Here is a 25997-nt window from a genome sequence, read left to right on the forward strand (position 1 = left end):
TGCCCCGGGGGCACCGTTGACGTCTTTACATTGGAGGCGGCTAGGTGCCGAACGTTCCCCGGCATGGTCGAGCAAATCAGGCCCCACGCTTTCCCCGAGCTTGCGAGAGGCCGTAGCATCGCCCTTTGTCATTTTGCGAGCCCGCCATGCGCCTGCCCCACGCCCTTTCCCGCCGTTCCGTCCTGAGTCTTGCAGCTGCTTCTGCCGCCTCGCTGGCTGCCCCCTGGGCCCACGCGGCCGGCGCCGCCTTGCTCAACGTCAGCTACGACGTGGCGCGTGAGCTGTACAAGGAAATCAACCCCGCCTTCATCAAACACTGGAAGGTCACGGCCGGTGAAGACATCACCGTGAACCAGTCGCACGGGGGCTCCAGCAAGCAGGCTCGCGCAGTGATTGACGGGCTCGAAGCCGACGTGGTGACCATGAACCAGTCGAGCGATATCGATGCCATCGCGACTCGCGGCAAGCTGATCCCCGAAGACTGGGCCAAGCGCCTGCCCAACAACAGCGCGCCCACCACGTCGACCACCGTGATCCTGGTGCGCAAGGGCAACCCCAAGGGCATCAAGGATTGGGCCGACCTGGCCAAGCCCGGTGTGAGCGTCGTCATCCCCAACCCCAAGATCACCGGCAACGGCCGTTACACCTATGTGGCGGCGTGGGGTGGCCTGGTAAAGGGCGGCGCCACGGCGGCTCAGGCGCGCGACACAGTGCAGAAGATCTTCGGCAACGTGCCGGTGTTCGACGGCGGCGGCCGTGCCGCCACCACCACCTTTGCGCAGCGCAACATCGGTGACGCGCTGTGCACCTTCGAGAGCGAGATCAACCTCATCAAGGCCGAGTTCGGCGACAACTTCGAGGTGGTCTACCCCAAGTGGAGCATCCTGGCCGAGAACCCGGTGACGGTGATCGACAAGGTGGTCGACAAAAAGGGCACCCGCAAGCAGGCCGAGGCTTACCTCAACTTTCTGTGGTCCGACGAAGCACAGGAGATCGCGGCCAAGCACCAGATCCGCCCCCGCTCGGAAAAAATCCTCGCCAAGTACGCGAAAGATTTCCCCAAGGTCAACACCTTCACCATCGACGAAGCCTTCGGCGGTTGGACCAAGGCGCAGCAGGAGCACTTCAACGACGGCGCCATCTACGACCAGATCCTCGCCGCCGGCAAAAAATAGGCAGCGTCCGTGCTCCTCTCGCGTTTCTTGCTGCGGCGGCACAGCGTGCTGCCCGGCTTCGACCTGGCCTTGGGCTTCACGCTGCTCTACTTGAGCTTCATTGTGTTGATCCCGCTGTCGGCGGCCTTCCTCAAGACTTTCACGATGACGTGGCCAGCCTTTTGGCAGGCTGTGGCCACGCCGCGTGTGGTGGCCTCGTACCGGTTGACCTTCGGCGCTTCGTTCGCCGCCGCACTGCTCAACGCCGTGTTCGGCCTGGTCATCGCCTGGGTGCTGGTGCGCTATGAGTTTCCGTTCAAGCGCGTGATCGATGCGCTGGTGGACCTGCCGTTCGCTTTGCCCACGGCCGTGGCCGGCATTGCGCTGACGGCGCTCTATTCAGGCAACGGCTGGATCGGCCAGTTCCTGCCGTTCAAGGTGAGCTTTACGCCGCTGGGCGTGTTCGTCGCGCTCACCTTCATCGGCCTGCCTTTCGTGGTGCGCACCGTACAGCCGGTGCTCGAAGACATGCAGAAAGAGCAGGAAGAAGCTGCGGCCACGCTAGGCGCCAACCGCTGGCAGACCTTCACCCGCGTCATCTTTCCCATCGTGTCGCCGGCCTTGCTGACCGGTTTTGCGCTCGCCTTTGCGCGTGCGCTGGGGGAGTACGGCTCGGTCATCTTCATTGCCGGCAACATGCCCATGGTGAGCGAGATCACACCGCTGCTCATCATCACCAAGCTGGAGCAGTACGACTACACCGGCGCCACCGCGATTGCCGTGGTGATGCTGTTGTCGGCCTTCGTGATGCTGCTGACCATCAACCTGCTGCAGGCCTGGGCGCGCAAGCGCCAGGGGCGCTGAACATGAGCGCCGTGCCTGCACAGTTGCCTGCCGACATCGCTCGCCGCGAACCCCCGCACAGCGTGACCGCCGCCACTGCCGAGCCGGTGTGGCTGCGCCGTACGTTGATTGCCATCGCGCTCATCTTTCTCACGCTGTTCTTGTTTGTGCCGCTGGTCTCGGTGTTCTTCGAGGCCTTCAAGAAGGGCTTCGAGACCTACCTTGCCGCCGTCACCGAGCCCGATGCCCGCTCGGCCATCTGGCTCACGCTGCTGGCGGCCGGCATTTCGGTGCCCATGAATCTGGTTTTTGGCCTCGCGGCGTCGTGGTGCATTGCCAAGTTCGACTTCCGCGGCAAGAACGTGCTGCTCACGCTGATCGACCTGCCCTTTTCGGTGTCGCCGGTGATCTCGGGCCTGATCTTCGTGCTGATCTTCGGCCTGCAAGGTTGGTGGGGCGAGTGGCTGCGTGACCACGATCTGAAGATCATCTTTGCGCTGCCCGGCATCGTGCTGGCCACTGTGTTCATCACCTTCCCGTTCGTCGCGCGCGAGCTGATCCCGCTGATGCAAGCGCAAGGCATAGAGCAAGAAGAAGCCGCGCGCGTGCTGGGTGCCTCGGGCTGGCAAATCTTCTGGCGAGTGACCTTGCCCAACGTGAAGTGGGCGTTGCTCTACGGTGTGATTCTGTGCAACGCGCGTGCCATGGGTGAGTTCGGCGCCGTGTCGGTGGTGTCGGGCCACATTCGCGGGCAGACCAACACCATGCCGCTGCACATCGAGATTTTGTACAACGAATACCAGTTTGCGGCCGCCTTCGCAGTGGCCTCGCTGCTCGCTGGCTTGGCGCTGGTGACGCTGGCGCTGAAGTACCTGGTCGAACAGCGCGTGAAGGCGCAGAAGCGCGACGCAGGTGGGAGAAACGAATGATGGCGCGTATGGGCACACAAACATGAGCATAGAAGTACGCAACCTCAACAAGCGCTTCGGCAAGACCGTCGTTTGCGACAACCTCAACCTCGACATCCCATCGGGCGAGCTGGTGGCGCTGCTGGGCCCCTCAGGCTCAGGCAAGACCTCTCTGTTGCGCATCATCGCGGGGCTGGAGCGGCCCGATTCAGGCTCGGTGTCGTTTCACGGCGCCGACGCCACGTTCGACGACGTGCGCGACCGCAACGTGGGTTTCGTTTTCCAGCATTACGCGCTCTTTGGCCACATGAGCATCTTCGAGAACGTGGCCTTTGGCTTGCGCGTGCGGCCGCGGGCCATTCGGCCGACCGAAGCCAAAATCAAAGAGAAGGTGATGGAGCTCTTGAAGCTGGTGCAGCTCGACTGGTTGGCCGACCGCTTCCCGCACCAGCTGTCGGGTGGGCAGCGCCAGCGCATCGCACTCGCACGTGCGCTGGCGGTGGAGCCGAAAGTGCTGCTGCTCGATGAGCCCTTCGGTGCGCTCGATGCCAAGGTGCGCAAGGAGCTGCGCCGCTGGCTGCGCCGCCTGCACGACGAGATGCACGTCACCAGCGTGTTCGTCACCCACGATCAAGACGAAGCGATGGAAGTGGCCGACCGCGTGGTGGTGATGAACCTCGGCCGCATCGAGCAAGACGGTTCGCCCGACGAGGTGTATGACCGCCCGGCCACGCCCTTCGTGCTGCAATTTCTCGGTGACGTGAACCTGTTTCACGGCCGCTTCGGCCACTCGCCGGGCGGTAACACCGACCCGTCCGACGTGAGTTATGTGCGGCCGCACGAGCTGGAGATCGTCGCCGAGCCCTCAGACGGCACGCTCGCGGTGACGCTGTCGCAAGCACTGACGGTAGGCCCGCAGACGCGCATCGAGTTCAAGCGCCTGGACGACGGCAGCTATGTTGACGTCGAGATGGCGCGCAGCGACTACTCACTGCTGCGCGACCGGCTGGGCCTGGGCACGGGCAGCAAGGTTTACCTGAAGCCTCGCCGCATCACGCGCTTCTTGGCTGGTTCGAGCGGTGCGCAGACCGAGCTAGTCGACCCGGCGGCCATGATCTAAACCCCCCGTTACACAGGGCCGTAGAAGGCACGACAGAATCCCTGCGCAGCCGCAGCGTCGCGGCGACGCGGAGACGTGGCCATGACTTTCACCAAATTCTGCAGAGTGCTCGCGCTGTGCGCCATGGGGGTCTTGGCGACATCTTGCGGCGGCGGCGATGACGGCGATGGGAGCACGCCGATTGGTGGTGGTGGGGGAGGCGGGGGCGGCGGCGGTGGAGGCGGCGGCGGAGGTGGCGGTGGTAGCGACACCCAGGCCCCGGTGGCCGCGCTGACTGCTCCGGCCAACCTGGCCAACGGGCTGATGGGCACCCTCACGCTCAGCGCTACCGCGACCGACAACGTAGGTGTGACTGGCGTCGAGTTTCAGGTCGACGGCGTGCAGATCGGCAGCACCCTGACCACCGCGCCCTACACCCTTCCACTCGACTCCACAGCCTATGCGTCTGGCCAGCACATCGTGCGCGCCCGCGCACGCGACGCCGCCGGCAATCTCTCGGCCTGGGCCATCTCGACCGTGGAGTTTGGCGGCGGGCGCAACCAGCCTGCGGGCTTCACGCGCAACGACAGCTGGATCACGAACCTCGCCAGTGCGACAGCATTCACACAAGCGCCCGATGGGCGCATGTTCGTTGCGCAGCAAGGCGGGCAACTGCGCGTGGTGACAGCCGCCGGCGTGCTGCTGGCCACCTCCTTCATCAACTTGACGGTCGATTCCGCCGGCGAGCGCGGCCTGCTCGGCGTGGCGCTGCACCCCGATTTCACTAACAACCGCTACGTCTACGTTTACTACACCACGCCCGAGGGCGGTGCGCACAACCGCGTCAGCCGCTACACGGCGAACACGTCCAACCCCAACATCTTCTCGGTGGGCAGCGAGCTGCGCATCGCCGACCTGCCCAACCTCTCAAGCGCGACCAACCACAACGGCGGTGCGATGCACTTCGGCAACGACGGCAAGCTGTATGTGGCAGTGGGTGACAACGCTGACGGCTCGAAGGCCCCTGACCTGAACGACCCGTTCGGCAAGATGCTGCGCTTCAACGACGACGGCAGCATCCCTACCGACAACCCGTTCTACAGCGCACCGGCAACACTTGTGGACGCGGTCTGGGCGAGTGGCTTGCGCAACCCCTTCACCTTTGCCGTGCGCGAGAGCGACGGGCGCATCCACATCAACGATGTGGGCCAGGGCACCTGGGAAGAAATCAACCTGGGCGTGCCCGGCGCCAACTATGGGTGGCCGGCGACAGAAGGCCCGACCAGTGCCGCGGGCGTCACGGGCCCGCTGTTCGCCTACGACCATGATGCGCGGTCCGCCGCAGGGGTGGGGGGCTTCTTCCAGGGTTGTGCGATCACGGGCGGGGCGTTCTACCCCAGCGGCGGAAACTTCCCCGCGGCCTACCGCGGCAGCTACTACTTCACCGACTATTGCAACCCGGTGATCGGGCGCGTGGATTTGGTCAATGGCAATGCGGCCTATGCCTTCGGTCGCGTGTCCGGCTCACCTGTTGGCATGCTGACGGGGCTAGACGGTGCGCTGTACGTGCTGACGCAGGGCAGCATCGCTCGCTTCAGCGTGCCTTGAAGTGCGGGTCGCCGCGCACGGCGTTGGCGGTGGCCGTCGTGGCGTAACAGGGCAGGGCGACAAGGGCATCGGGCTGCGTGAGCGTCCCAGGAGCGGCGGCTTACAATTCCACGCTTTCACTCCGGCCTGGCGCCGCTCGGCCCGACGGGCCTTAACGAGGACTTTCACGTGTTCATTTCTGAAGCTTTTGCGCAGGCGGCTCCTGCGGCCGCTGCAGGGTCCGATTCCATATTCGGTGGCCTGCAGAACATGTTGCCCATCATCTTGATGTTCGTGGTGCTGTACTTCGTGATGATTCGCCCGCAGATGAAGCGCCAGAAAGAACAGAAGGCCATGATCGAAGCGCTGGCCAAGGGTGACGAAGTGGTGGTCGCGGGCGGCGTGTTGGGCAAGGTGTCCAAGCTGGGCGAGACCTTCCTGCATGTGGAGATCGCCAATGGTGTCGAGATCCAGGTGCAGCGTGGCGCCGTGGTTCAAGTGCTGCCCAAGGGCAGCTACAAATAACAAGACAAACGGGGCCGGCCCATACGGGGCCTGAGCCAGCATTGCACAGCGGGCGCAGCCCCGCGAAAGAGGCTTCATGAATCGCTACCCGTGGTGGAAATACACGATCCTTGGGATCGCCTTGCTGGTCGGCCTGGTCTTCACATTGCCCAATTTCTTTGGCGAGGCGCCGGCTGTTCAAGTCAGCAGCGCCAAGGTGACGGTGAAGTTGAGCCGCGCCACCATGGAGCAGGTCGAGCAGGTGCTCAAGAAGGCTGACCTCAAACCCGACTTCGTGCAGTTCGAAGGCAACTCGATCAAGGCCCGCTTTGCCGATGGCGACGCGCAGCTCAAGGCCAAGGACGCGCTCGACAAGGCGCTCAACCCCGAAGCCAGCGACCCCAGCTACACCGTGGCGCTGAACCTGGTGTCGCGCTCGCCGCACTGGCTGACGGCCGTGCATGCCCTGCCGATGTACCTCGGGCTCGACTTGCGCGGCGGTGTGCACTTCCTGATGCAGGTCGACATGAAGACGGCGCTGACCAAGAAGGCCGAGGCGCTGGCCGGCGACATCCGCAGCCTGCTGCGCGACAAGAACTTGCGCCATGCCGGTATCAGCCGCGACGGCAACAACGTCGACGTGCGCTTTCGTGACCGCGAGACGCTGAATGCGGCCGCCGCGCTCTTGAATGAGCAGATGACCGACCTGCTATGGACGCAGGCCGCCGACGGCACCGATTTTAAACTGAGCGGCACGCTCAAGCTCGAGGTAGCGCGCAAGGTGCAAGAAGCCGCGCTGAAGCAGAACATCACCACCCTGCACAACCGCGTCAACGAACTCGGCGTGGCCGAGCCGGTGATCCAGCAGCAAGGCACTGACCGCATCGTCATCGAGCTGCCGGGCGTGCAAGACACGGCCAAGGCCAAGAGCATCATTGGCCGCACGGCCAACCTCGAATTCCGCCTGGCTGACATGTCGGCCGAGGCACGTGCCGCAACTGAAGGCACGGGCCCTGTGCCGTTTGGGCGCGAGCGCTTCACCATCGGCCGCGGTGCGCCGGTGGTCACGCACAAGGAAGCCGTGGCCACCGGCGAAATGCTGACCAACGCGCAACCCCGGCCTGACCAGAACAACGGGCCGGCGGTGTCGGTGAGCCTCGACGCCAAAGGTGGCCGGCTGATGCGCGACATGACGCGCGTCAACATCGGCAACCACATGGCGGCGATCCTGTTCGAAAAGGGCAAGGGCGAGGTGCTAACCGTTGCGCGTATTCAGGGCGAGTTCGGCAACGAATTTCAGATCACCGGCATGGGCACCACCGAAGCCGCGAACGATCTGGCGCTGCTGTTGCGCTCAGGCTCGCTGGCCGCGCCTATGGAGTTCATTCAAGAAAGCACCGTCGGCCCTACGCTGGGTAAAGACAACATTGACAAGGGCTTCAAGAGCGTGATCTATGGCTTCTTGGCCATCGCTGCGTTCATGTGTGCGTACTACCTGCTGTTCGGCGTGTTCTCCACCACAGCACTGGCGTTCAACCTGCTGCTGCTGGTGGCTTTGCTGTCGATGCTGCAGGCGACGCTGTCGCTGCCGGGTATTGCCGCCATTGCGCTCACGCTGGGCATGGCGATCGACTCCAACGTGCTGATCAACGAGCGAGTGCGCGAAGAGCTGCGGGGTGGCGCTTCGCCGCAGGCGGCGATCAACACCGGCTATGAGCGCGCGTTTGCGACGATTCTTGATTCGAACGTGACGACGCTGATCGCGGGCATTGCCCTGTTCGCCTTTGGCTCCGGCCCGATCAAGGGCTTTGCGGTGGTGCACTGCCTGGGCATCCTGACGTCGATGTTCTCGTCCATCGTGTTCTCGCGTGGTTTGGTGAACCTCTGGTACGGCCGGCAGAAGAAGCTCAAGGGTGTGTCGATCGGCCAGGTCTGGAAGCCCCAAGCGGCTGGCACAGACGTTGCCGCCAACACCTGACTCCAACAAGAACTCAACCGGGATCCCACAACATGGAGTTCTTCAGAATCCGACGCGACATTCCGTTCATGCGGCATGCGCTGGTGTTCAACGTCATTTCGCTGCTGACCTTTCTCATCGCAGTGTTCTTCTTGGTCACGCGCGGCTTGCACCTGTCGATCGAGTTCAAGGGCGGCACCTTGATCGAGGCCAACTACGCGCAAGCGGCCGACATCGGCAAGGTGCGCAGTACGGTCGAGGGCCTCAAGGTCGGCGAAGTGCAGGTGCAGGCTTTCGGCAACACGCGCAATGTGTTGATCCGTTTGCCGGTGGGGAGCGACGGCAAGCTAGGCGACGTGGTTGACCGCGTGTTCGGCGAGCTGTGCAAGGCTGAGTCGGGCACGGTCAGCAAAAAGCAGGTCAAGACCGATCAGGGTGAACTGATCGACAAACCCGTGTGCGAAGCGGGTGGGGCCGAACCCGTGACGCTGCAGCGCAGTGAATTTGTCGGCCCGCAGGTTGGCAAGGAGCTGGCCGAAGACGGGGCAAAGGCTCTCGCCTTCGTCGTGCTTGGCATCATGATTTACTTGGCGTTTCGCTTCGAGTGGAAGTTTTCGGTGGCCGCCATCGTGGCCAACTTGCACGACGTGGTCATCATCCTGGGCTTCTTCGCTTTCTTCCAGTGGGAGTTTTCGCTCTCGGTGCTGGCGGCGGTGCTGGCGGTGCTGGGCTATTCGGTGAACGAATCGGTCGTGATCTTCGACCGGATCCGTGAAGCATTTCGCAAGTTTCGCAAAATGAACACGCACGAAGTGATCGACCACGCGATCACCAGCACGATGAGCCGCACCATCATCACCCACGGCTGTACTCAGATGATGGTGTTGTCGATGCTGATCTTCGGCGGGCCGACGCTGCATTACTTCGCCGTGGCGTTGACCATCGGCATTCTGTTCGGCATTTACTCGTCGGTTTTCGTGGCGGCGGCCATTGCCATGTGGCTGGGTGTCAAGCGCGAAGACCTGATGAAGTCGGGGCCATCCAAGGACGGGGACCCGAACGACCCCAACACAGGGGCGGTGGTGTAGAGTAAGGGCATCCCTTCCAGAGAAGCATCGACCAACCGTCCCATGGCGACCGCCGCCGATTCGTTGGCCCTGGCCGCCCAGGCTCGTCGCTCCTACGTGGAGCGTTTGTTGAGTGGCGTGCCGACGGTGGTTCACGCGGTCGAAGAAGGCGCGAGGCTTCTCTCTACACAGTCGGCCGAGCACGGCCTTCAGTACAAGCGGCGCGATGTCGCCACCGACCTGCGCAAGGCGGCCCCCACCTGGATCAACGGCATCATCTCGGCTCTGCGCGGCGCGCTGGTGAGCGGCATGGTGTCGGCTTCGCGGCCTGGCGATTTGCCGCCGCCTGGGCGCACTGCCCCCGGCATGTCCCTTGTCGACGATGACACCATCGAGACCGAAATTCTGAGCTCGCGCCTGGCGCTCGCGATGATGGATCGGGCCTCGTGGGAGTTCACCGACCTGCGCTCGCGCATGTCATCGCTCGAGAAGCGCGACGAGCTTGACACCAACGATGTGTTGCGCCCCCATGTCTTGGCGCGCATCGTTACCAGCACTTGGCGCGGGTCAACGCTGACCCAAGATGCATGGCGCACGCTCCAAGCCGTGCTGCACGAAGAGTTCGCGCATTTCGCCGAAGAGGCGTATCACGAGACGAATCGCTGGCTGATCCAGCAACGCGTGCTCCCCGAGATTGACCTGCGCCCCTTCATTCGGCGCACCCGCAACTCTTATGTGCTGCCGGTTGCCGCCGGCACGCCCAGCGCGCCGGCCCCCGCCAGCAACAGTGGCTTCGGCCGCATGGGCACGGTGGGTGAAGAGACCCGCATGATGACCCGTGCCGGGGGCTTCGCACGCGGCTCGGACCATGCCGAAGCGGTGCTCGGGCGCCTCAATCGCCTGATCGGCCGTCAGATTCCCGACTTCGCCGGCACGGCGCCGATGCCCGCTGCGTCCGTGGGCCTGAAGGCGGCCATCAATGAAGCGCAGCAGAGCATTCAGCGCCGCCTCACGCCGACCACGACAAGTGGTGGTGCTGCGAGTCGCCCAACCGAAGGGCAGGTCAGCACGCCCGCCCTTCTGGAAGAGCTGCACCAGCGCAAGCAGGAGCTGAAGAGGGCTGCGACCACGCCGGTGGAGCGCGCGACGATTGAGATCGTGGCCTTGCTGTTCCAGAGCATCCTGATGGAAGAGCGCATTCCGGCCGTGGTGCGAGTATGGTTTGCGCGCCTGCAAATGCCGGTGCTGCGGGTCGCTGTGAGCGAGCCCGATTTCTTCGCCACCGTTGACCACCCGGCACGTCGCCTGATCGACCGCATGGGCGCCTGCGTCATGGGCTTCGATGCCACCAGTCGTGCCGTGGCCGACACGCTTGAGAAGGAAATCAAGCGTGTAGTGCAGGTCGTCGAGGCGTATCCAGACACCGGCCGGCGCGTCTTTCAGACCGTGCTTACCGAGTTCGAGAAATTTTTGGAGCACTACTTCAAGAACGAGAACGAGACCACGCGCAAGGGCGTGTCGCTCGCGCAGCAGGTCGAACAGCGCGAGACGCTCGCCATCCAGTACACCATCGAGCTTCGCAAGATGCTGAACGAGGTACCGGTGCAAGAAGGTGTGCGCGAATTCCTGTTTCATGTGTGGGCCGACGTGATGGCCATGACCGCCGTGAAGCACAGCGCGCAAGGGGTGGAGACGAAGGCGATGAAGCGAGTTGCGGCCGATCTGATCTGGTCGGCCAGCGCCAAGGTGTCGCGAGAAGAGCGTGCAGAGGTGATCCGCCGCTTGCCACCCTTGTTGAAGACCTTGCGCGAAGGCATGGACCACGCCGGTATTCCGGCTGAGAAGCAAGACGAGCACATCCAGAAGCTCAACAACTCATTGGCGGCCGCGTTCACCGCCAAGACGGCTGCCATCGCACCCGAGCGACTGGAAGAGCTGATGGGGCGGCTCGAAACGCTTGAAGAGCTGCTGCCCGAGAACCCTGAAGACATGGAGATCGACGAGTCGCTCGTGCTCGACCTGTCCGGGCATGAAAGCTCCGAGCTGGAAGTGGTGGGCGAGGGTGGTTCGATGCCGACGCCCGCCATGCTGGCTTGGGCACGCGAACTCCAGGTGGGTGGTTGGTACATGCTGGACTACCGCAGCCGCAACGAAGCCGTGCAACTGGTGTGGCAGGGCATGCGGCGCCAGTTGACGCTGTTCGTGTCGCCGCATGGGCGAGGCATCTTGTTCCAGCAGAATCGCCTCGCGGCGTTCCTGCAGGCGGGCTTGTTGGTGCCGGCGCAAGACGAGTCGCTGACGGTGCGCGCTACCCGCAGTGCGCTGGCGAAGCTTGACGTTGATCCGACTCGCTTGCTCAACTGAGAGCCATCGCCTCGCCAAAGAAAAAGCCGCCTCGAAGGCGGCTTTTTCTTTGGCGATGGGGCTAATCAGTGAATCAACCGGTCTTCTTCGTCCACAAATAGCTCGTCGAGTATCAGCGCGTCGGGCTCTTCGCCCAGGCTCCAAAAGACCATCAGTACGATGATTTTCAGGTCTTCCAAATCAACCGGCCCACCGGGGATGGCCGTGGCACGGTCAATGACCATTTCGCGCATTGGGGGCGGCAGCACGCCGGCTGATTCGAGGAAGCTCACGAAACCGATGGAGTGCTCGCCCAGGTGTTCTTGCTCGGCAGGGGAATAAACGCGCAGGGCGTCTTCGCTTTGCTCCCCCGAATACGACTCTGCCGCGCTGGCCAAGCCGTCGAGCCACGAAAGGGCTTCCTGGATTTCGTCTGACTCGAACCCCATCGCCGACAGCTTGCGTGCGAGCTGGGCGTGGTCAGGGCAGGCATCGGGCCGCCAGTAGTTTTCGTACAGGTACACGAGCACGTCAAACATGAATTCACTATACCCCAGGCTCACCGGCGGCAACCCGCAATAAATCCGCCTGAGAGGTCAGCCGGCGCTTACACGCTGGAAGAGCTGGCCGGGGAGGCGAGCGACGTCACCTGTCAATTCCAGCTCAAGAAGGCGGGCATTGAGCTGGGGTGCTGACCATCCTGTGCGGGCCACGAGCGCATCAAGATTGACTGGGTCGAAACCCAATGCTTCAAGCAAAGGGTCATCGCTTTCAGGATCTGCCATTGCAAGTGATGGTGCTACCGGCATGCCCCAAGGCAGTTCGTCCAGAACGTCCTGCGCGCTGTCGACCAGCTTCGCACCTTGCTTGATGAGGGCATGGCAGCCACGTGACTGGGGTGAATGGATGGAGCCTGGAATCGCAAACACATCGCGACCCGCCTCGCTGGCCAAACGGGCCGTGATCAGCGAACCCGATTGCAGAGCAGCTTCGATCACCAGCGTGCCACGTGTCAGGCCGGCAATGATGCGGTTGCGAAGCGGGAAATGAGACGGCAGTGGCGGCGTGCCGAGCGAAAACTCGCTGACGATGAGCCCTTCGCGGGAGATGCGACGGGCCAGCTCGAGATGCCGGCGCGGGTAGACGCGGTCCAGTCCCGTGCCGACCACTGCAACTGTGCTGCCGGTGCCGGCCAGCCCGCCTTCATGTGCAGCGCCGTCGACACCGAGAGCCAGCCCTGAAACGATGGTCAAGCCCGCCTGGCTCAATTGGGCGGAAAACGAGCGGGCGTTCTCTTTGCCCTGAGGCGTCGGGTTGCGGCTTCCGACGACGGCGATGCCCGGTTTCCCGAGCATGCTTGCATTGCCCAGCAAGTACAGCAGCAGCGGTGGATCTGCGGTTTCGAGCAGTTCCGTCGGGTAGGCCGGGTCGCCGAGGGTGAGGATCTGGCGGGGCGCTTCATCTGTGCTCGATGCAAGCCATTGAACCGTGGTGTCGACGAGCGCCAGTAGCGCATCGGGTGTCTCGGCAAGCGCCGTGGCCGCCTCCGCAGGCACTACCTCCCGGCGTGCCGCTGTCGGTGCTGACAGGGCGGCATCGGCGGAGCCGAACGCTGCGAGCAGCTTGCGTGCAGATTCGCGCCCGACCTTCGGCGTTTCGAGGAGCCGCAGCCACGCGGCAAGTTCGGCGCGATCCATGTGACGAAGAGCGCCACGACGGGCGCTCAGGGTCTGGTGTCAGGGCTGCGTGAAGCGGTCGCCGACGCTGACCGGCTCCTTGACCGAGAGGATCAAGGCGTACGACATGCGGTTGAAGACGCGGAAGACAAACAGGTTGCCATGGCGTTCGTCGGGAAGCTTGATCTTGGTGTTGCCGTCGGTCTTGTCAACAATATGCTCACCATCGCGCCACAGCGCAAGCACGTGCCCACTTTCAATGCCGTCGCGGCTTCCGCGGTTGAGTGAGACGATTTGGTTTTGCCCGGCGTTGACACTGTCGCCATAAACCGAGGCGATTTGGCCCGCGATCTCTTTGCCCGGGGCGTGCGGTACGTAGTTGGTGAACTCGCGCGGCGGCACCGGCGAGAGCCTGTCGCCTACGCGCATCTCTTGCCGGGCACTGGCCAGGGTGAAGGTGTCGGGGACGATCTCGCCCTTGATGTCGCCACCCTTGCGGGTGTACTCGGCCGTGCCGAGGAAGACCGCTTCATAACCCAGCACCTCGCCTGTGGCGGGATCTTTCAAAGGACGTGGCTCGCGGAACACGCGGAAGTTGCGGTTGCTACCCAACTCGCCACGCGTATAGGCCAAATCACCGCGTGTCAGCAGCACTCGGCCCTCTTGCGCGCCCACGATGCGCGGCGCAGAAGCGAGCTGGTTGTCATCAAAGATCACCGCTTCGTTGAGGAAGGGCTCGATCAGGTGCAATGCGATGGCAGGGATGCCGTCGCGGTTGAGGTCGCTGCTGCGGATGCGCGGTGACAACCGGCCCGAAGCGCCAGGGTCGCCTTCGCGGGTCTGCAGCGTGGCGCGACCATTGGATTTGACGAGATAGAGGGTTTGACCGGGAAAAATCAGGTGCGGGTTACGGATCTGCTCCATGTTCATGCCCCACAGCTCGGGCCAACGCCACGGGCTCTTCAGGTACATGCGCGAGATGGCCCACAACGTGTCACCTGACTTGACGGTGTAGCTGTCGGGCGCGTTTTCTGCCAATTCAGACAATGGCACACCGGTTTCAGCAACCTGCTTTGCGGTATCGCGCTGCTTTCCCGTGATGGGGAAATTGGGCTCGGCCATCGCGGTACCGAAGCCGACGCCCAGCGCCAGGGTGATCGCAGAGGCCCGGAAGAAAGACAACAGGGCAGGACGGGTGCTTCGGGTCATGAAGGTAAGTCTCCGGACGCGCAGACAGCACAATGCTGGGCTGTGCGGTTTACTGAGCCGGCCGCGGCAAGGTGCCCGCAGTTCGGCGAAAATCTTCATTCAGTTTCGCAGATTCTGCCTCTAAACCCTTGATATCGCAACGAAAGTCACCCGCCGATACCTTTGTTGTGTGGCCTGTCACACCGGCCGGCGTTGCGTGCTGCCCACAGGCTCTCCATTCCTGATTTCCATGACCAAGCTCGACATTCTTCGTTACCCCGACCCCCGCCTGCACACGGTTGCCAAGCCTGTGGCGCAAGTGGATGCCCGCATCCGCCAGCTGGTGGACGACATGCTGGAGACCATGTACACCGCCGACGGCGTGGGCCTGGCGGCCACCCAGGTCGACGTTCACGAGCGGGTGATCGTGATCGACACCTCTGACGGCCGCGATGAGCCGCACGTGCTGATCAATCCCGAGTTGATCGTCCAGAGCGAGGAGATGGTCTTCGGCGACGAAGGCTGCCTGTCGGTCCCGGCCATTTACGACAAGGTGCCGCGCCACGCCCGGGTCACCGTGCGGGCGCTAGGCCGCGACGGCCAAATCCATGAGTTCGAGGCCGAGGGCTTGCTGTCGGTGTGCGTCCAGCACGAGATGGACCACCTGATGGGCAAGGTGTTCGTCGAATACCTCAGCGCGCTCAAGCGCGACCGCATCAAGACGAAGATGCTGAAGAAAACGCGCGACGAGCAGCGCCCATGAAGCTGGCATTCGCCGGCACGCCCGAGTTTGCTGCCACTGCGTTGGCTCGGCTGCACGCCGCCGGCTTTGAGGTGGCGCTGGTGCTGACCCAGCCCAACCGGCCCGCCGGGCGCGGGCTCAAGCTGAACCCGTCGGCCGTGAAGGCTTTCGCCGAGGCGCACGGCATCGCCGTCGCCCAGCCCCGCAGCCTGCGGCTCGATGGCAAATACCCCGACGACGCGGCTCAGGCTCGCGAAGCGCTGCTCGCGGCCAAGGTCGACGTGATGGTGGTAGCCGCCTACGGCCTCATCCTGCCTCAATGGGTGCTCGACTTGCCGCCGCGCGGTTGCCTCAACATTCACGGCTCGCTGCTGCCGCGCTGGCGCGGTGCGGCGCCCATCCACCGTGCCATCGAGGCGGGTGATGCGCGCACCGGCATCACCATCATGCAAATGGACGCCGGGCTCGACACTGGCAACATGCTGCTGATAGAAGCGATAGACATTGCGCCCGACGACACCACGGCCAAGCTGCATGACCGCCTCGCCGCTTTGGGCGGCCGCCTCATCGTTGAGGCGCTGGAACTGGCGGTGTGCGGTGGCTTGAAACCCATCCCCCAGCCGACCGATGGCGTGAGCTACGCCCACAAAATCGACAAGGCCGAAGCGGCAATCGATTGGTCGCTCCCGGCGGCCACCCTTGAGCGACGCATCCGCGCCTTCGACCCCTTCCCGGGCGCCACGATGCAAGCCGATGGCGAAACCATCAAGCTCTGGCGCGCGCAGGTGGTTTCCGCCGCCGGTACCCCCGGCGCGGTGTTGGCGATTACTGACGACGGCATCACCGTCGCTTGCGGCGAGGCCGCCTTGTTGCTCACCGAGCTGCAGCGCCCCGGTGGCAAGCGTTTAGTGGCCAAGCAGTTCCTGCAGGGCAAGCCCTTGCACCCTGGCCAAGCCTTGGTTGGTTGAACTCCAGGCTAGCGCCCGCATCTGTTCCGGCTGCAGCCCTCAAGGAGCCCGTTTCATGTTCAATCTGTTGAAAACCGCCGTCCTGATGGCCGCCATCACGGCCTTGTTCATGGCCATAGGCGCGTTCATCGGGGGGCGAGCCGGCATGATGGTGGCGCTCGTCATTGCGCTGGGCATGAACTTCTTCAGCTACTGGTTTTCCGACAAGTTGGTGCTGAAGATGTACAACGCGCAAGAGGTCGACGAGACCAGCGCGCCGCAGTTCTACCGCATGGTGCAAGAGCTCGCGCAGCGCGCCCAGCTGCCCATGCCGCGCGTGTATCTCATCAACGAAGATGCGCCCAATGCCTTTGCTACCGGTCGCAACCCAGAGCACGCCGCGGTCGCAGCCACCACTGGCATCTTGCGGGTCTTGAGCGCAGCCGAGCTGCGTGGCGTGATGGCGCATGAGCTGGCCCATGTGCGCCACCGCGACATTCTCATCAGCACCGTCAGCGCCACCATGGCGGGTGCCATCTCGATGCTGGCCAACTTCGCCATGTTTTTCGGTGGGCGAGACAGCGAAGGCCGCTCGCACAACCCGATCGTCGGCCTGCTGGTGATGATCCTCGCGCCACTCGCGGCCAGCCTGATCCAGATGGCGATCAGCCGTGCCCGCGAGTTCGAGGCCGACCGCGGCGGCGCCGAGATCTCGGGTGACCCGCAGGCCCTGGCCAGTGCGCTGCAGAAGATCCATCGTTTCGCCCAGGGCATGCCGATGGAAGCGGCCGAGCGCCACCCCGAGACGGCGCAGATGATGATCATGAACCCGCTGTCGGCCGGGGGCCTGCGCGGCCTGTTCTCCACCCACCCGTCGACTGAAGAACGGGTGGCGCGCCTGCTGGCCATGGCTTGATAAGCTGAGAAAAGCGGGGTCAATCGCCCGCTTTTGCGGGCCAGACCCCTGCCAGGGTTTGTGGAGAATGAAACCAGAGAACTCCGCCCTGCCCGTCATGCGAAGCACCACCTTCATCTCCCTCCTGTTGGCCGCCACCGCGCTGTCGGGTTGCGACCTGTTCGGCGAATCCGCTGAGAAACTCGCTGCTGCCAAAGAGGCCGAAGGCAAGGCGGTCGGTGGCGCCTGTCGCCACGCCGGCCGCGCGATCGAAGACTGCTATTCGCTCAACCGCAAGGCCGACAAGGCCGCGGTGTTCGCCGGCTGGCGCGACATGAACGACTACATGCGCGAGAACAAGATCGACGCTGTGGCGCCCCAAGTGGTGGCGGCGAAGGGCGAGCCGAAGTCGGCCGAGCCCAAGCCCGAAGGCAAGCTCGCTGCCGAGCTGGCTGCCGAAGGCGCAGAGAAGCGGCCCGCCAAGACGGGTGCGGGCGGCAAGGCCCGCGAGCCCAAGGGTCACGACTGACCTGATCATCCGAGGCGCGCTGCACGGCGCACCTTTTCACATCGGCTTCACACAGCCTTCCTGAGCGCTGCTTTTTTGTCCGGCAAGATGCACGCCGGTTGACGTGGCATGGGCCACTGATTTCCAGCACAACATCAGGGAGCGGACATGGGAGCGATCAAGCTCGTTTGGGGCCAAGTGGGCACGTGGCTGGGCATGTTGGTGGGCGTGTGGAATGCGCCGCCCTGGCTGCGCTGGTGCCGTGAGCGCACCACGCAAGCGGCGACCGCCACCACGGCCGTCGTCAAACGGAACCCGCGCTTCAGCGCTGCCATCGCCGCCGGCGTGATCGCGGCAGGCGTGGCCGGCTACCACGGCTATGCCTGGTGGAAAGCACGCCCGCAGCCGGTAGAGATCAGCCTCTCGGTGAGCGGCCCCACGCTCACAGATTTCGCCAACAACGGCACGCCGCAAGGGGTGACCGTCAGCTTTAACGAATCCGTTGCACCGCTGTCGGCGGTGGGGAAAACCGTAGACACCGGCATCACGCTGACGCCCACGGTGGACGGCAGCTGGAAGTGGCTGGACGACCGCCACCTGGCCTTCGAGCCCAAGGCCGAGTGGCCGGTGGGCGTGGAGTTCAAGGGCAGCTTGGCGCGTGATCTGTTTGCCCCGCAGATGCGGCTTGAAACTTACGACTTCAGCTTCAGCAGCGCGCCCTTCGCCACCAAGATCCGCAAGGCCGAGTTCTACCAAGACCCGCTCACGCCCGCCGTCAAGAAAGGCGTGTTCGAGTTGCACTTCAGCCACCCGGTGAACCCGGCCGAGCTGGAAAAGCGCGTCGAGCTGCGCCTGTCCACTCAGGCAGAAGGCGTGCTCGGCGTGGGCCGTGAAACCACGCCCTTTGCGGTCACCTACGACAAGCTCAAACTCAACGCCTACGTGCACTCGGCCCAGCTAGCCGTGCCGAAAGAGGCCACGCAGTTGACGATGGCAGTCGACAAGGGCGTGGCCGCGCAAGCCGGTGGCAAGGGCAGCGACGCCAAGCTCACCCGCGCCATCACCGTGCCCGGCCAGTACGGCCTGAGCATTCAAGATGTGCAGCCGTTGGTGGTGACCAACGAGCGCTTCGAGCCCGAGCACGTGCTGGTCATCAATACCTCGCAGCTGGTGCACGAGCGCGAGCTGGCCAAGAACGTGTCGGCCTGGGTGCTGCCGCTGCAGAACCCGAACCTCAAGAAAGAAGACCAGACGGAAGAGCCTTACCCGTGGTCTGACACCAAAGAAGTTACCGAGACCGTGCTCGCCGCGGCGACCAAGCTGCCCCTGGCGCTGGTGCCCGGCGAGCGCGACCACGCCAATGCCCACAGCTTCAAGCTGCGCGCCGACGTGGGCCGCGTGGTTTACGTGCAGATCGAGCCGAAGTTCAAGTCTTTCGGCGGCTACCTGATGCGCGACCGCGAGCAGCGCCTCATCACCATGCCGCCTTACCCGCCCGAGCTGCGTATCTTGAGCGAAGGCGCGCTGCTGCCCATGAGCGGCGAGAAGAAGCTTGCGGTGATGGTGCGCGACCTGCCCGGCCTGAAGATCGAAGTGGGCCGCGTGCAGCCCAACCAGCTGCAGCACCTGGTGTCGCAGTCGCAAGGCAATTACGCCAACCCCGACTTTCTGGGCAGCTTCGGCCCCGACAACCTGAGCGACCGTTTCGAGCGCACGGTGAAGCTGGGCAACCTGCCGCCGGGCAAGGCGCATTACGAAGCCATCGATCTGGCCGAGTACCTGGCCAAAGACGGTGAGCAACGCAAGGGCTTGTTCCTGCTGAAGATCGCGGGCTTCGATCCGAAGAAGGCCGAGGCGCCGGTCCCCGAAAGCACCGACACCCAGAACAACGAAGGCAACAACCCAAGTGACAACGAAAACAGCACCGAGCGCGACCACGACAGCGAGCTCGGGTCCAACGTCGACCCCGGCAGCCTGCAGCAGCGCCGCCTGGTGCTGGTGACCGACCTGGGCATCGTCGTCAAGCAGTCCACCGATGGCTCGCGCGATGTCTTCGTGCAGTCGCTCTACACCGGCCTGCCTGTCGCGGGTGCCAACGTTGAGGTTGTCGCCAAGAATGGCAGCACGCTGTTCAACCAGGCGACGGACGCCAACGGCCGCGCCCACTTCGAGAAGCTCGAAGGCCTGGTGCGCGAGCGTGCGCCGCTGCTGCTGATGGTGCGCAAGGGCGGCGACATGAGTTTCATGCCGCTCAACCGCAGCGACCGCAACCTCGACCTGTCGCGCTTCGACGTGGGCGGCCTGCAAAACGCGCGCACCAGCGACCAGTTGAGTGCCTACCTCTTCTCCGACCGCGGCATCTACCGCCCCGGCGAGTCCATGCACATCGGCATGATCGTGAAAGCGGCCGACTGGACGAAAACGCTGGCCGGCCTGCCGCTGGAAGCCGAGGTGCTAGATGCACGCGGACTCACCGTCAAGCGCGAGCGCCTGCGCCTGGTCGCTGGCGGCTTTGCCGAGCTGAGCCATGCCACGCTGGCCACTTCGCCGACCGGCAACTACACCGTCAACCTCAACATCGTGAAAGACGGCAAGGTGGAGCGCCAAATCGGCTCGACCACCGTCAAGGTGCAAGAGTTCTTGCCCGACCGCATGAAGGTCACGGCGCAGCTCTCGGCGCCGACGAGCGAAGGCTGGGTGCACCCGAAAGACCTGAAGGGCCGCATCAACGCGCAAAACCTCTTCGGCACGCCGGCCGAGAACCGGCGCGTGGAGGTGGCGCTGTCGCTGAGCCCCGTGTGGCCGGCCTTCCGCGGCTACGCCGACTACCGCTTCTACGATCCGCTGCGGGCCAAGGATGGCGCCAACGACAACCTGCCCGAAGGCAAGACCGATGCGAACGGCGACGCCGAGTTCGACCTCAAGCTCAATCGCTTTGAGAAGGCGACCTATCGCCTGAGCCTGCTGGCGAAAGTGTTCGAGCCCGAAGGCGGGCGCAGCGTGTCGGCCGAGACCAGTGCGCTGGTGTCTGAGCGGCCCTTCATGGTGGGTGTGAAGCACGACGGCGACCTGGGCTTCGTGTCGCTGGGCAGCAAACGCGTGAGCCAACTCATTGCCATCGACCCGCAGGCGAAGAAGATCGCCGCGCCCGAGCTGACGCTGCAATTGATCGAGCGCAAGACGGTCTCGGTGCTGATGCGTCAGGCCAACGACACCTACCGCTATGAGTCGCGCAAGAAAGAAAGCACGCTGTCTGAGCAACCGCTCGCACTGTCGGCCGGTGGCTTTGCACTGACGCTCGACACGAAAAAGGCTGGCAACTACAGCTATGTGTTGCGCGATGCGAGTGGCCTGGAGCTGAACCGCATCGACTACAGCGTGGCCGGCACTGGCAACGTGACGCGCTCGCTGGAGCGCAACGCCGAGCTGCAACTCACGCTCAACAAGAAGGACTACGCGGCGGGCGAAGAGATCGAGCTGAGCATTCGCGCGCCATACGTGGGCGCCGGCCTCATCACCATCGAGCGCGACAAGGTGTACGCGCAGGCCTGGTTCAAGACGACGACCACCGCCTCGGTGCAGAAGATCCGCCTGCCGAAAGACTTCGAGGGCAACGGCTATGTGAGCGTGCAATTTGTGCGCGACCCGTCGTCGGATGAAATCTTTATGAGCCCGTTGAGCTATGGCGTGGCACCCTTCGCCACCAGCCTCGCCCAGCGCACGCAAACGCTCAAGCTCACCGTGCCCGAGCTCACCAAGCCCGGCCAGGTGCTGAAGATGAAGCTCAGCGCCACGCAGCCCACGCGGGCGGTGGTGTTTGCCATCGACGAAGGCATCTTGCAAGTGGCGCGCTACCAGACGGCCGACCCGCTGGGCCACTTCTTCCAGAAGCGCGCGCTGGAAGTGCGCACCTCGCAGATCCTCGACCTGCTGCTGCCCGAGTTCAAGCGCCTGATGGCGCAGTCGGCACCCGGTGGTGACGAAGGCAGCGCGAATGGGCGCTTCCTCAACCCCTTCAAGCGCAAGAGCGAGGCGCCGGCCGTGTACTGGTCGGGCATCGTCGAGGTGAATGGCGACAAGGAATTCAGCTACACCGTGCCCGACCATTTCAACGGCACCTTACGCGTGATGGCCGTGGCGGTGAACGAAGGCGCGGTCGGTGTGGCGCAAGACAAGGCGCTGGTGCGCGGCGACTTCGTGCTCTCGCCCAACCTTCCTTTGGCCGTTTCACCGGGCGACCAGTTCGACGTGTCGGTGGGCGTGGCCAACAACGTGGAGGGCTCGGCCAAGGATTCGCCGGTGCAACTGGTGTTGAAGCCCGCTTCCACCTTCGAGATCGTCGGGCCGGCGAGCCAGACGCTCAAGATCAGCCCCATGCGTGAGGCCGTGGCCAGCTTCCGCCTGAAGGTGAAAGACGCGCAGACCGCCAGCCTGGGCTCGGCGACGCTGGAGTTCACGAGCTCGATGAGCGCTGCCACAGGAACGAAAGCGGCCACGCGCCGCATGGACATCAGCGTGCGCCCCGCCACGCCGCGCGCCACCACGCTCGCACTCGGCAGCTTCACCGGCTCCACCGAAGTGGCGGTGCCGCGTGACCTGCTGCCCGAGTTCCGCAAGCAAGAGATTGCTGTCTCGGCCCTGCCGCTCGCGCTGGCGCCAGGCCTGATGAGCTACCTCGACAACTTCCCGCACCAATGCACCGAGCAGCTGGTGAGCCGCGTGCTGCCGGGCCTGGTGCTGGCCAAGCGGCCGGAGTTCGGTGTCAGCACGCCGCAGTCGGCCGCCAAGGGTTTTGATGAAGCGATGCGCGTGTTGCGCTCGCGGCAAAACGCGCAAGGCGGCTTCGGTTTGTGGAGCGCCTCAGTGCAAGCCGACGAGTTCGCGTCCATCTACGCCGTGCACATGCTGCTCGAAGCTCGCGAGCTGGAGATCCCTGGCGTGAGCGTGCCGCCCGACGTATTGCGCCGCGGGCTTGACTACGCGCAAGCGCTCGCCGCCAGCAACCCGAGCGACCTGGGCGCGGCCCGCACGCGTGCCTACGCCATCTACCTGCTCACCCGAAACGGCGCTGTCACCACGCCGCTGGTGGCCAGCCTGCGCGAAACGCTGGAGGCCAAGCACGCCAAGGAATGGCAGGCCGACTCAACCGCGGCCTACCTCGCCGCCACCTACCAGCTGCTCAAGCAAGACAAGCCCGCTGCCGAGCTGATGGATGGCCTGGCCCGCGCCACCGAGAAAGACAACGCGCCCTACCGCTGGTGGCCTTACTACGACCCGGTGGTGCGCGATGCGCAAACGCTGTACCTCATCGCACGCCACTTCCCCGCGCGGCTGAAGGCGCTCTCGCCGCAGACCATGAACCGCTTCGTGGCGCCGCTGGCCAACGGCTCGTTCAACACGCTGTCGTCGGCCTACACCATCCTGGCCTTCGAGGCGATGGCCCGCACGCTGGGGGCTGATGCGCTGGGCAAGCTGTCGGTGACGCAGCTCGATGCGAAGGGCAAGCCCACCGAGCTCGCGCTGCCGGCCAACCTGTTGCCGCGTGCGGCCATCCAGCCGGGCACGGTCAAGCTCAAGCTCGCCAACGAAGCGCGTAACACCACCTACTACAGCGCCGCGCAAAGCGGCTTCGACCGCACGCCGCCCACGCAGGAGCTGAAGGCGGGCCTGGAGGTGCTGCGCGAGTACATGGGCGTCGATGGCAAGCCCGTCACCTCCGTCAAGCTGGGCGACGAAGTGACGGTGCGCCTGAGCTTGCGCGCCATCGGCGGTAGTGTGGGCAGCGTGGCCTTGACCGACCTGCTGCCCGGCGGCTTCGAGGTGGTGCAGAGCCGCGACGCCAATGGCTCCGCCAGCACGGTGAATGGCCCTTCGCTCGAATACGCCGACGTGCGCGAAGAGCGCGTGGTGATCTACAGCAGCGCTACGACCAGCGTGCAGGCCTACAGCTACAAGCTGCGCGCCACCAACACCGGCGAGTTCACGGTGCCGCCGGCCTATGCCGAGTCCATGTATGAGCGTGACAAGCAGGCGCGTTCGCTGGCGGGCCGCATCAGCGTCACGGGAGCCACCGCGAAGTGAAGCTCAAGGTCGTCGGCATTGTCGTGGGGGCTGTGGTGCTGTGCCTGCTCGCACTGCGCCTGTGGCCTGCCGCGCCGCTCTCGCAGCAGGCGCCAACTTCGCGCGCCTTCTACAGCAGCGAGGGCGCGCTGCTGCGCGTGACGCTGGCGGCCGACGAGCAGTACCGCGTGTGGACGCCGCTCAACGAAATTGAGCCGCGCCTGGTCGAGGCGGTGCAGCTGTACGAAGACCGCTGGTTCCACTGGCACCCCGGCGTCAACCCGGTGAGCCTGGCGCGTGGCGCGTGGACGAGCTACAGCGGCGGCACGCGGCGCGGCGCCTCTACGCTGACCATGCAGCTCGCACGGCGGCTCTATCGCATCGACAGTGGCACGCCCCAAGGCAAGCTGAAGCAGATTGCGGCGGCGCTGTGGCTGGAGTCGCGCTACCCCAAGCGCGACATCCTCGAGGCCTATCTCAACCTCGCGCCCTACGGCGGCAACATCGAGGGCGTGGGCGCGGCCAGCCTCGTCTACTTCGGCAAGCGTGCGGCGCACCTCACGCTGCCTGAATCGCTGGCGCTGGCGGTCATTCCGCAAAACCCCAACCGGCGCGGCGCGAAAGAGACCGATTGGCCGGTGGCGCTGAAAGCCGCGCGCGAGCGGCTGTGGCAACGCTGGCAGGCACAGCACAGTGCCTCGATGGCACGCGAGGCCGAGATGGACTTGCCGCTGCGGCTGCGCTCGGTGAAGCAGCTGCCCTTTGCCGCGCCGCATGCGGTGCAGACGCTGTTGACGCAACTGCCCGCGCAGCCGCAAACCACCGTGTCGCTGCACGGCCCCACGCAGGCGGCAGTGGAGCGCGCCATTCAGCAGTTCATCGAGCGGCGCCAAGCTGTGGGCGTGCGCAATGCGGCGGCCTTGCTGGTCGACACGTCGACGATGCAGGTCAAGGCCTGGGTGGGTTCGGCCGACTACTTCAACGACGCCATCGACGGCCAGGTGAACGCCACCACCGCCAAGCGCTCGCCCGGCTCCACGCTCAAGCCCTTCATCTACGGCTTGGGGTTGGACCAGGGCGTGCTGCACCCGCACAGCATCTTGAAAGACGCGCCCACGGCTTTCGGCACCTACAGCCCCGAGAACTTCGACGGACGCTTCGAAGGCCCGATCACCGCGCAAGAGGCGCTGATCAAGAGCCGCAACATCCCGGCGGTGTCGGTTTCGGCGCGGCTCACGCAGCCCTCGCTTTACGGCTTCTTGAAGCAGGCCGGTGTGAGCAAGCTTGCAAGCGAGCAGCACTACGGCCTGGCGCTCACGCTGGGCGGCGGCGAGCTGAGCATGGAAGAGCTGGTCGCGCTGTACGCGATGCTGGCCAATGGGGGTGAGCTGTCGCCGCTGGTGTACACGGCGCGTGACCCGCAAGTCAATGTTCGCGCTCAGGAGTCCACCGTCAGCCTTGAGCAAACCACCGCTAGCCTTGAGCAAACCACCGCTCGCCCTGAGCAAACCACCCTTCGCGCTGAGCAAACCACCGTTCGCCCTGAGGTATCGAAGGGCAGCGCAAGGCCCTTCGATACCTCGGGGCGAACGGCTTCGGCCCGCCCGCGCCTGCTCAGCGAAGAAGCCGCCTTCATCACCCTGGACATGCTTACCCGCAACCCACGCCCCGACACCGGCCTGCCCGCGTTCCCGGCCGTCGCGTGGAAGACCGGCACCTCCTGGGGCTTTCGCGATGCCTGGACAGCCGGTGTCTTCGGCCGCTATGCGCTCGTGGTGTGGGTGGGCAACTTCGACGGCACGTCCAACGCCGCTTTCGTTGGCGTGCAGACCGCCGCACCGCTGTTCTTCAACATCGTCGACAGCCTGCGCAGCCAAGGCTTGGACCCTGGCGCGATGGCGCGCCCCACGCCCGCCAATGTGTCGCGCGTGCAGGTCTGCGCGGCCAGCGGTGACCTGCCCAACGCGCTTTGCAAAGACCTGGCGAGCACCTGGTTCATCCCCGGCAAGTCGCCCATCAAGGTGAGCACCCTGCACCGCGAGGTCTTCATCGAGCAAGGCACCGGCCGTGCAGTCTGTGTACCAGGGCCCGGCGTGCGCAGCGAGGTGTACGAGTTCTGGGGAACCGACATGTTGCAGCTCTTTGCCCAAGCCGGTTTGCCGCGGCGCATTCCGCCGGTGGCGCGCTGCGGTGCGGCGCGTACCGACGCTGCAGCAACAGGTGACGGCCCGCAGATCGTGGCGCCCCTGCGCGGCGCGAATTACGTGATGCGCATCGCCAAGCCCACGCCGGTGAGCCTGCGCGCCAATGCTGCGCAAACCGGGCCGCTCTATTGGTTTGCCGATGCGGCCTTTGTCGGCGAGGCCCGGGCCGGCCATGACTTGAGCTGGTCGCCACCCGCCGCGGGCCGCTATGTTTTGAGCGTGGTCGACGCACAGGGCGTGAGCGACACGCGCGACGTGAGCGTCGAGTTCGCCCCCTGAAACTGCGTGGTAACTCGGGGGCGCGAGAATGCGCCC

18 protein-coding genes are annotated in these 25997 nt (G+C 64.6%); 15 read left to right on the forward strand and 3 right to left on the reverse strand.

From position 1 onward, the window contains the following. Window positions 1-146: 146 nt before the first annotated feature. From AC30QB_RS16725 to AC30QB_RS16765, 9 genes are all read left to right on the forward strand, one after another. On the forward strand, window positions 147-1175 hold the full coding sequence (locus AC30QB_RS16725) for a sulfate ABC transporter substrate-binding protein (RefSeq protein WP_489547381.1): 1029 nt from the start codon (window positions 147-149) through the stop codon (window positions 1173-1175). A 9-nt stretch (window positions 1176-1184) separates the two neighbouring features. Beyond that, window positions 1185-2018, forward strand: coding sequence for a sulfate ABC transporter permease subunit CysT (gene cysT, locus AC30QB_RS16730; protein WP_489547382.1), 834 nt, complete (start codon window positions 1185-1187; stop codon window positions 2016-2018). Between the two features lie 2 nt (window positions 2019-2020). Further along, complete coding sequence (gene cysW / locus AC30QB_RS16735; protein ID WP_489547383.1) at window positions 2021-2926, forward strand: sulfate ABC transporter permease subunit CysW; 906 nt, start codon at window positions 2021-2023, stop codon at window positions 2924-2926. Between the two features lie 22 nt (window positions 2927-2948). Next, window positions 2949-4025: a sulfate/molybdate ABC transporter ATP-binding protein gene (locus tag AC30QB_RS16740; RefSeq protein WP_489547384.1), complete on the forward strand. Its 1077-nt coding sequence runs from the start codon at window positions 2949-2951 to the stop codon at window positions 4023-4025. Window positions 4026-4106: 81 nt separating this feature from the next. Beyond that, window positions 4107-5612: a PQQ-dependent sugar dehydrogenase gene (locus tag AC30QB_RS16745; RefSeq protein ID WP_489547385.1), complete on the forward strand. Its 1506-nt coding sequence runs from the start codon at window positions 4107-4109 to the stop codon at window positions 5610-5612. 168 nt (window positions 5613-5780) lie between these two features. Then, window positions 5781-6116, forward strand: coding sequence for a preprotein translocase subunit YajC (yajC, locus tag AC30QB_RS16750; RefSeq protein WP_489547386.1), 336 nt, complete (start codon window positions 5781-5783; stop codon window positions 6114-6116). A gap of 76 nt (window positions 6117-6192) precedes the next feature. After that, on the forward strand, window positions 6193-8073 hold the full coding sequence (gene secD / locus AC30QB_RS16755; protein WP_489547387.1) for a protein translocase subunit SecD: 1881 nt from the start codon (window positions 6193-6195) through the stop codon (window positions 8071-8073). A 32-nt stretch (window positions 8074-8105) separates the two neighbouring features. Continuing rightward, on the forward strand, window positions 8106-9140 hold the full coding sequence (gene secF, locus AC30QB_RS16760; protein ID WP_489547388.1) for a protein translocase subunit SecF: 1035 nt from the start codon (window positions 8106-8108) through the stop codon (window positions 9138-9140). 42 nt (window positions 9141-9182) lie between these two features. After that, window positions 9183-11483, forward strand: coding sequence for a DUF1631 family protein (locus tag AC30QB_RS16765; protein ID WP_489547389.1), 2301 nt, complete (start codon window positions 9183-9185; stop codon window positions 11481-11483). Window positions 11484-11548: 65 nt separating this feature from the next. Here the strand turns inward: AC30QB_RS16765 and AC30QB_RS16770 are convergent, their stop codons facing one another. From AC30QB_RS16770 to AC30QB_RS16780, 3 genes are read right to left on the reverse strand one after another with little or no spacing between them, the layout of a single operon-like run. After that, window positions 11549-12001 carry a Smg family protein gene (locus AC30QB_RS16770; protein ID WP_489547390.1) on the reverse strand — a complete coding sequence of 151 codons (453 nt, stop codon included), beginning with the start codon at window positions 11999-12001 and terminating at the stop codon, window positions 11549-11551. A 57-nt stretch (window positions 12002-12058) separates the two neighbouring features. Further along, window positions 12059-13159 carry a DNA-processing protein DprA gene (gene dprA, locus AC30QB_RS16775; protein ID WP_489547391.1) on the reverse strand — a complete coding sequence of 367 codons (1101 nt, stop codon included), beginning with the start codon at window positions 13157-13159 and terminating at the stop codon, window positions 12059-12061. Window positions 13160-13198: 39 nt separating this feature from the next. Beyond that, window positions 13199-14347 carry a LysM peptidoglycan-binding domain-containing protein gene (locus AC30QB_RS16780; protein WP_489547392.1) on the reverse strand — a complete coding sequence of 383 codons (1149 nt, stop codon included), beginning with the start codon at window positions 14345-14347 and terminating at the stop codon, window positions 13199-13201. A 229-nt stretch (window positions 14348-14576) separates the two neighbouring features. Between AC30QB_RS16780 and def the strand changes: the two genes are divergently transcribed. The 6 genes from def to pbpC all read left to right on the forward strand — a co-directional run bounded on the left by def (window position 14577) and on the right by pbpC (window position 25961). Continuing rightward, window positions 14577-15089: a peptide deformylase gene (gene def, locus AC30QB_RS16785; RefSeq protein WP_489547393.1), complete on the forward strand. Its 513-nt coding sequence runs from the start codon at window positions 14577-14579 to the stop codon at window positions 15087-15089. Next, the gene (fmt, locus tag AC30QB_RS16790; RefSeq protein ID WP_489547394.1) at window positions 15086-16036 is read left to right on the forward strand and encodes a methionyl-tRNA formyltransferase; all 951 of its coding nucleotides are present in this window, start codon (window positions 15086-15088) and stop codon (window positions 16034-16036) included. The genes def and fmt overlap by 4 nt, the downstream gene beginning before the upstream one ends. 55 nt (window positions 16037-16091) lie before the next feature. Then, on the forward strand, window positions 16092-16931 hold the full coding sequence (gene htpX, locus AC30QB_RS16795; RefSeq protein ID WP_489547395.1) for a zinc metalloprotease HtpX: 840 nt from the start codon (window positions 16092-16094) through the stop codon (window positions 16929-16931). 97 nt (window positions 16932-17028) lie between these two features. Next, window positions 17029-17439, forward strand: coding sequence for a hypothetical protein (locus AC30QB_RS16800; RefSeq protein WP_489547396.1), 411 nt, complete (start codon window positions 17029-17031; stop codon window positions 17437-17439). 147 nt (window positions 17440-17586) lie between these two features. Continuing rightward, window positions 17587-23499 (forward strand): alpha-2-macroglobulin, encoded by a 5913-nt coding sequence (locus AC30QB_RS16805; protein WP_489547397.1) that lies wholly within the window; start codon window positions 17587-17589, stop codon window positions 23497-23499. Continuing rightward, window positions 23496-25961, forward strand: a complete 2466-nt coding sequence (pbpC, locus tag AC30QB_RS16810; RefSeq protein WP_489547398.1) for a penicillin-binding protein 1C — start codon at window positions 23496-23498, stop codon at window positions 25959-25961. Before AC30QB_RS16805 ends, pbpC begins: the two co-directional genes overlap by 4 nt. Window positions 25962-25997 lie beyond the last annotated feature (36 nt).

This window comes from Rhizobacter sp. (assembly GCF_046595475.1).
Classification (GTDB): Bacteria; Pseudomonadota; Gammaproteobacteria; order Burkholderiales; family Burkholderiaceae_C; genus Rhizobacter.

Bases quoted from the DNA above. Each gene is read 5' to 3' on its own strand.
- AC30QB_RS16745 (WP_489547385.1), top strand. From the start codon at position 4,107: ATGACTTTCACCAAATTCTGCAGAGTGCTCGCGCTGTGCGCCATGGGG.
- AC30QB_RS16725 (WP_489547381.1), top strand. From the start codon at position 147: ATGCGCCTGCCCCACGCCCTTTCCCGCCGTTCCGTCCTGAGTCTTGCA.
- AC30QB_RS16805 (WP_489547397.1), top strand. From the start codon at position 17,587: ATGGGAGCGATCAAGCTCGTTTGGGGCCAAGTGGGCACGTGGCTGGGC.
- dprA (WP_489547391.1), bottom strand. From the start codon at position 13,159: ATGGATCGCGCCGAACTTGCCGCGTGGCTGCGGCTCCTCGAAACGCCG.
- AC30QB_RS16770 (WP_489547390.1), bottom strand. From the start codon at position 12,001: ATGTTTGACGTGCTCGTGTACCTGTACGAAAACTACTGGCGGCCCGAT.
- AC30QB_RS16800 (WP_489547396.1), top strand. From the start codon at position 17,029: ATGCGAAGCACCACCTTCATCTCCCTCCTGTTGGCCGCCACCGCGCTG.
- def (WP_489547393.1), top strand. From the start codon at position 14,577: ATGACCAAGCTCGACATTCTTCGTTACCCCGACCCCCGCCTGCACACG.
- htpX (WP_489547395.1), top strand. From the start codon at position 16,092: ATGTTCAATCTGTTGAAAACCGCCGTCCTGATGGCCGCCATCACGGCC.
- fmt (WP_489547394.1), top strand. From the start codon at position 15,086: ATGAAGCTGGCATTCGCCGGCACGCCCGAGTTTGCTGCCACTGCGTTG.
- secF (WP_489547388.1), top strand. From the start codon at position 8,106: ATGGAGTTCTTCAGAATCCGACGCGACATTCCGTTCATGCGGCATGCG.
- AC30QB_RS16765 (WP_489547389.1), top strand. From the start codon at position 9,183: ATGGCGACCGCCGCCGATTCGTTGGCCCTGGCCGCCCAGGCTCGTCGC.
- cysW (WP_489547383.1), top strand. From the start codon at position 2,021: ATGAGCGCCGTGCCTGCACAGTTGCCTGCCGACATCGCTCGCCGCGAA.
- AC30QB_RS16740 (WP_489547384.1), top strand. From the start codon at position 2,949: ATGAGCATAGAAGTACGCAACCTCAACAAGCGCTTCGGCAAGACCGTC.
- AC30QB_RS16780 (WP_489547392.1), bottom strand. From the start codon at position 14,347: ATGACCCGAAGCACCCGTCCTGCCCTGTTGTCTTTCTTCCGGGCCTCT.
- secD (WP_489547387.1), top strand. From the start codon at position 6,193: ATGAATCGCTACCCGTGGTGGAAATACACGATCCTTGGGATCGCCTTG.